This is a genomic window from bacterium endosymbiont of Bathymodiolus sp. 5 South (assembly GCF_900128535.1).
Classification (GTDB): domain Bacteria; phylum Pseudomonadota; class Gammaproteobacteria; order PS1; family Pseudothioglobaceae; genus Thiodubiliella.
Map to the genome: position 1 here is coordinate 1 of NZ_FQTR01000104.1, position 6,366 is coordinate 6,366.

At 38.0% G+C, this 6,366-nt stretch carries 6 protein-coding genes; 4 read left to right on the forward strand and 2 right to left on the reverse strand.

Annotated elements, in window-relative coordinates:
• The coding region (locus BBROOKSOX_RS08325; protein WP_180323923.1) for a hypothetical protein at positions 1 to 619 on the forward strand (619 nt) is incomplete at its 5' end.
• A gap of 658 nt (positions 620 to 1,277) precedes the next feature.
• On the opposite strand, the gene BBROOKSOX_RS08330 is transcribed toward BBROOKSOX_RS08325, so the two are convergent.
• Complete coding sequence (locus BBROOKSOX_RS08330; protein WP_180323924.1) at positions 1,278 to 1,439, reverse strand: hypothetical protein; 162 nt, start codon at positions 1,437 to 1,439, stop codon at positions 1,278 to 1,280.
• Positions 1,440 to 1,742: 303 nt separating this feature from the next.
• Positions 1,743 to 2,918, reverse strand: coding sequence for a pyridoxal phosphate-dependent aminotransferase (locus BBROOKSOX_RS08335; RefSeq protein WP_139660926.1), 1,176 nt, complete (start codon positions 2,916 to 2,918; stop codon positions 1,743 to 1,745).
• Positions 2,919 to 2,971: 53 nt separating this feature from the next.
• Here BBROOKSOX_RS08335 and uvrB point away from each other — a divergent pair, with 53 nt between their 5' ends.
• From uvrB to BBROOKSOX_RS08350, 3 genes are all read left to right on the forward strand, one after another.
• The gene (gene uvrB, locus BBROOKSOX_RS08340) at positions 2,972 to 4,960 is read left to right on the forward strand and encodes an excinuclease ABC subunit UvrB (RefSeq protein WP_139660929.1); all 1,989 of its coding nucleotides are present in this window, start codon (positions 2,972 to 2,974) and stop codon (positions 4,958 to 4,960) included.
• Positions 4,957 to 6,093: a pentapeptide repeat-containing protein gene (locus BBROOKSOX_RS08345; RefSeq protein ID WP_180323925.1), complete on the forward strand. Its 1,137-nt coding sequence runs from the start codon at positions 4,957 to 4,959 to the stop codon at positions 6,091 to 6,093. The genes uvrB and BBROOKSOX_RS08345 overlap by 4 nt, the downstream gene beginning before the upstream one ends.
• The coding region (locus BBROOKSOX_RS08350; protein WP_139660934.1) for a radical SAM protein at positions 6,090 to 6,366 on the forward strand (277 nt) is incomplete at its 3' end. The genes BBROOKSOX_RS08345 and BBROOKSOX_RS08350, both read left to right, overlap by 4 nt.

The window sequence follows — 6,366 nt, forward strand, 5'->3', positions numbered from 1 at the left end:
AACGAAGAAAGCTTATCTGGTTATAAGTGATGTGTCTAAAAAAATCGCTAAAGATATCAAAGCTGATCTTGTTATTAGAGGAACTTTTAAAACTCCAACTTCTGCTACTCCTCCAGAAATAGAAATTAAAAGATTTTCTCCTCCTCCCCTTCCTCTTCCCCTTCCAGCGATATCGTTTAAAGGACTAACTTATAAACAGGTTGTCTCACCTTACACAAAAAAAGTATGGCTTGATAGAAACCTAGGTGCAGAAAAAGTGGCCGCCGATGGAGGATACTACAAGCTTGAGCAAGCTAAAAAAATTGGTACTTGTCCGTTCGGCTTTGATATGCCAAGTTGGAAAACGCTAGAGGCAGAGACTACTGGTGCTGGTGTTAAGAATGTAGACGATGCCTTCAATAGCTTCCTTGCAATCCCAGCTGCTGGCTTCAAAAATATCGTAAATAAATATCGGCTTACGAGTCAGGGTAGCTTAGTTGCTATGTGGGTTAATGATAAGGAGAAGAATAGTTTGACCATTCTTGATAATCGTGTAGGGGGAGGGGACATGACGCCGTTGCAGTTCGTTCACAATTCTAATCCTGCGAACGGATTTAGTGTTCGTTGCGTTAAGGATTAAGTGTAGCATGATACCTTGAGAAGGTAAAAGGGTTTTTAGCCTTGAAAAAACTGCCCTAAGGTATTGATTTTCACATTGTCCTTTGACACAGTCATCCCGTAGGATGGCTGGCTGCTCTTGATTTTTTATGCCATAAGCGCAGGGTTATTTTAGGCTTCAAAATAAAAAGCCATAAAGACTGTGAAAATTTAGCTTGCCAATGATATTGGGCTTCTTTTGATTATGATATTAAGTTGATAGCATTGATAACATAGGTTAATAGAGGTCTTTGAGTTGTGTTGGTGTTTAATAAGTCTTTAAGTGCGGACTTTCTTTCACCGTGTTAACCCACAGAAAAAAAACGCGGTGTTGAATATGTGCTTATTTTTGCTATTAATGGAGGCCTTTGCATAAATAGGAACAATCATCAAAAACCCACTTTTCACCCACTTGGCGATTTTTTAAACCCAGCCTTAGCCCTGCTAGGACAAGGTTTAAAGAAATCACCCATTGGGTAAAAATTGGATTTTGCTAATCATCCCTATTTATGCAAAGGTCTCTTTTATTTAAAGTTTTTATTCTACTGCTAAGTTTGTCAAGTGTGTGGTAGTTTTAAGATGTTTCTTGCCATGGTTCACAGTCTTTCTTTTTGTTGTTTGAGCCACTGAGTTTAAACCCGCTAAATGCTATTATTAGAGACTTTTGCATAAGTAGGGATGATTAGCAAAATGACAAGTTTTGCCGACTTGGTGATTTTATGAAATATAGTCATAGCAAAGCTATGGCTGTGTTTCATAAAATTGTCAAGTTGGTGAAAAATGGCGTTTTGATGATTATTCATATTTATGCAAAGGTCTCTATTAATGCTACTTGGTCTCCACTTTAAAATTCCCTCTCAATGGCATTTGAGGATATTAGTGACTTTAATCATCGTTGCCACAGGATGCTTGCCAACTCAGTAACATCATTGTTGTTGTACTACTCGCACTCTAGTTTTAGATTTATTGTGATTATTGGCTTTTTGTTGCTAACTAATAAGTGGATTGCCAATCACCCCTATTTATGCAAAGGTCTCTCAATATAATTCCTTAAAAAGATTGCTTTGGCGTTTAGGAGTAGATCGCCTGAATTTTCCAAATAGTTTTTAAAGCGCACTCAACCTTTTAACAGCTTGTTTAATATTGTCCATACTGGTGGCAAATGAAAAACGCACATAACCTGGTGCACCAAAGGCAGAGCCAGGTACCAAGGCAATATTCAGTTTTTCCAAACAATAAGTAGACAGCTCTACATCGTCTTTTAAGCCCAAACGCTTGATTAAACCTTCAACACGCGGGAACGAATAAAAGGCACCTTGGGATTTGGGGCATTGAATGCCATCAATGGCATTAAGTGCATCCACAATAAAATCGTGACGCTCCTCAAAGGCAGATATCATGGTATTGATAATGCTTTGGTCGCCATTTAATGCTTCTAACGCTGCTGCTTGAGCAATAGAACAAGGGTTTGAAGTGGATTGTCCTTGGATTTTTTTCATGGCTTTGATGATAGTTTCTGGACCTGCGCCATAACCAATGCGCCAACCTGTCATTGCATACGCTTTGGAAACACCATTTAGGATAATGGTGCGCTCTTTTAGGTCATTGTCAGCCATGACGATATTTATAAAATTATCATCACCCCAACGGATATGCTCATAGATATCATCAGTGATGATTAAAATTTGAGGGTGTTTTTTCAGCACTGTTGCCAATGCTTGTAATTCTGCCTTAGAGTAGACCGCACCTGTTGGATTAGAAGGGCTATTGATAACAAACAGTTGGGTTTTTTCAGTGATGTTATCCTCTAATTGCTTAGGTGTGATTTTAAAATCTTGCTCTAAACCAGTCTCAACAATAACAGGTATGGCGTCTGCCAAAATCACCATATCAGGGTAACTCACCCAATAGGGCGATGGGATAATCACTTCATCGCCAGCATTAAGCACGGCTTGACATAAGTTATAAAAAACTTGCTTGCCCCCTGATGACACCATGACTTCGGTAGCCGTGTAATCCAGAGCATTCTCACGCTTAAATTTACTGATAATAGCCGCTTTTAATGCAGGCGTGCCATCCACTGCTGTATAGCGCGTTTGTCCACTTTTAATGGCATTAATGCCTGCTTGTTGGATATTTTCAGGTGTGTCAAAATCAGGCTCACCTGAACCCATGGGTACGATTTGTATGCCTTGATCTTTTAATTCATTGGCTTTGGCACTAACAGCAAGAGTGGCAGAAGGTTTAACTTTTTGAACGCGAGAGGAGAGTTGATTAGACATAATGCTTTAAATGTTTTAAAATTGATGGGTTATGATAATCAAAAATCAGCGTAGTGGGTAAAAAATTTCAACTAGAATCTAATTTTTCTCCAATGGGGGATCAGCCACAAGCAATTAAAACTTTGGTTGATGGCGTTAATGCTGGCGAAAAGTTTCAAACACTTTTGGGTGTAACGGGTTCAGGTAAGACCTTTACCTTGGCAAATGTGATTAAGCAAACCAAACGAGCAAGCTTGATTATGGCACCCAACAAAACCCTTGCAGCGCAACTGTATAGCGAGATGAAGGCATTTTTCCCAAATAATGCGGTGGAATATTTTGTTTCTTATTATGATTATTATCAGCCTGAGGCATATGTACCAGCAAGCGATACCTATATTGAGAAAGACTCATCAATTAACGAACAAATTGAGCAAATGCGCCTCTCAGCCACCAAGGCTCTATTAGAGCGAGAGGATGTGATTATTATTGCCAGTGTGTCGGCAATTTATGGCTTGGGCGACCCTGAGAGTTATATGCAAATGTTATTGCATTTGAGCGTAGGTGAGGTCATCAACCAGCGTGAAATTTTGTCACGCTTGTCGCAAATGCAATATACGCGTAATGATGTGAGTTTGACACGCGGGCATTTTAGAGTGAAGGGTGAGGTGATTGATATATTTCCTGCAGATTCGCAAGAGCAAGCCCTACGACTTGAAATGTTTGACGATGAGATTGAAGCAATTTATTGGTTTGACCCACTCACGGGTGAAAAACTTAAACTGTTACAACGAATAACGGTATATCCACAAACACATTATGTTACACCTAAGTCTAAAATTCTAAATATGTTGGATGATATCAAAGACGAGCTTAAAGTGCGTCGTAAGGAGTTACTATCAGCCAATAAATTAGTTGAAGAGCAACGCCTAACACAGCGAGTGCATATGGATATTGAAATGATGCGTGAGCTGGGTTATTGCAATGGTATTGAGAATTATTCACGCTATCTCTCAGGTAGAAAAGCAGGGCAACCACCACCGACGCTACTAGATTACTTGCCTGCAGATGCGCTGGTCATTTTGGACGAGTCACATGTGAGTGCAAGTCAGATTGGCGGTATGTATAACGGCGATAGGGCGCGTAAAACAACGCTGGTTGAGTTTGGCTTTAGGCTGCCTTCAGCACTGGACAATCGTCCATTAAAATTTAGTGAGTTTGAAGATAAAATTCATCAATGTATTTTAGTCTCAGCCACACCTTCGCAATATGAGTTGGAGGTTTCCAGCGTGATTGCCGAGCAGTTGGTGCGTCCCACAGGCTTGTTAGACCCTGAGATTGAAGTGCGTCCTATTGAGACGCAAGTGGATGATTTACTCAGTGAAATCCACAAGCGTGTGCAAGTGGGTGAGCGCGTTTTGGTAACGACTTTAACCAAGCGAATGTCTGAGCAGCTCAGTGATTATCTCAATGAGCACAATGTCAAAGTGCGCTATCTACACTCTGATATTGATACCGTTGAGCGGGTAGAGATTATTCGTGATTTACGCCTAGGTGTGTTTGATGTATTGGTAGGTATTAATTTACTTAGAGAGGGTTTGGATATACCTGAGGTGTCTTTAGTGGCAATTTTAGATGCGGATAAAGAAGGCTTTTTACGCTCTGAGCGCTCTTTGATTCAAACCATGGGGCGTGCTGCGAGAAATATCAATGGTCATGCGATCTTATATGCGGATAGAATTACCAATTCAATGCAAAGGGCAATGGATGAAACCACTCGAAGGCGCAAAAAACAACAAGCCCATAATGAAGCCAACAATATTACACCTAAAGGCGTGGTTAAACCAATTGTTGATATTTTAGATACCGACGCAAGAGCAGCAGATTCTGAAGGGGAATACGACACACAAACGGTAGCAAAATTAACCCCTGTACAGCTTGCAAAAGAACTTAAAACCTTAGAAAAACAAATGTATCAATTTGCAGAAGAGCTCAAATTTGAACAAGCTGCTGATGTGCGTAACCAAATTAAAGCGCTTAAGCAAGGGCAGTTTTTATCATGATTAGAATATTAACAAGTGTTGAAATAACAAAAGACAACCCAGAATATCTGCGTTTTAAATATAATGATAATTCTTATCAAGAATATCTAATCACTACCGGCAAACCAAAAACCTGTACAACATATGTGGGTAATTTAGATAATATATTAGGTGTAGATAAAGGAGAAAGAAAGATATGTAAAGACGATTGCGTTTATTATTTAATTGAAAATGGTCAACAAATTAGAGATCGACGCAATGAAAAAAGCGATAAGTTTGAATATTGTATTTTTTTAATAAATACAAATTTTCATGGTGAAACATTTTCAGATGCTACTTTTTATGGTGCAATATTTAATGAGGTAGGTAATTTTGGTGGGGTTAAATTCAATAATGGGGTTAGCTTTAATAGCGCTAAATTTATTAAATATGCTAGCTTTGCTACAGCAAAATTCAATGATGAGGTTAGTTTTAATCTTGCAAAATTTAACAAAAATGTTGCTTTTGGTGGTACAGAATTTAATGGTAAAGTTAACTCTGTTGAAACAATATTTAACGATAGGGTTGATTTTATTGCTACTCGCTTTTCTAAAAAAGTTGATTTTACTAGTGCCATATTTAACAATGTATTGAATTTTTCAGGTGTTAAGAGCATCGACATTGATTTAAAGCATGCGATTATTGATAGGATAGAATATGGTAATGTAGAGTTTAAATCAGATAATCGAAAAACCTTTTTAACCCTTAAAAATGTTGCCCTTAAACAACATGATCAAATTAAAGCCCTAGAATTTCACGCACAAGAATATCAATCTCACTTAAAAGCGTTAAGAGAAAATAAAACAACGAAAAATTTATCAGATAAATTGGTTTTAACCTTTGAATCTTGGGTAAGTGCTTTTGGAACGAGTACTATTCGCTCGATAATAAGCCTTGTTGTTATTGTTATGTTATTTTATTTTTTGATTAACGGCTTTAATTACGATGCAAAAACTATGGTTAATTTTGCCTCACCGTTAAGTTACGATATTGATAAGATATTTACTTTTGTAAGTGATATAGATAGATATTTATTTTTCTTTTATAAAATATTACAAGTTGTATTCATTTACGAAATGGTTAAATCTTTTAGAAAATTCTCACGCACATTATGAATACCGAACTTAATATTAACGAAATCTTTTATTCCCTACAGGGCGAAGCGCGAGAAGTGGGTTTGCCTACCGTGTTTGTACGCCTCACAGGCTGTCCACTCAGATGTAGTTATTGCGATACTGAGTATGCCTTTAAGGGTAATAATTTACTCAGTATTGATGTCATACTTACCGAGATTAAAAAGTACAACACCAAGTTTGTGTGTATCACTGGGGGTGAGCCTTTGGCGCAGATTAATTGCCATATTTTGCTTGATAGATTGGTTAAAGAAA

What these genes read in the sequence shown, in the direction of transcription:
- BBROOKSOX_RS08330 (WP_180323924.1), bottom strand. Translation starts at nt 1,439, where the DNA reads ATGAATAATCATCAAAACGCCATTTTTCACCAACTTGACAATTTTATG.
- BBROOKSOX_RS08335 (WP_139660926.1), bottom strand. Translation starts at nt 2,918, where the DNA reads ATGTCTAATCAACTCTCCTCTCGCGTTCAAAAAGTTAAACCTTCTGCC.
- BBROOKSOX_RS08345 (WP_180323925.1), top strand. Translation starts at nt 4,957, where the DNA reads ATGATTAGAATATTAACAAGTGTTGAAATAACAAAAGACAACCCAGAA.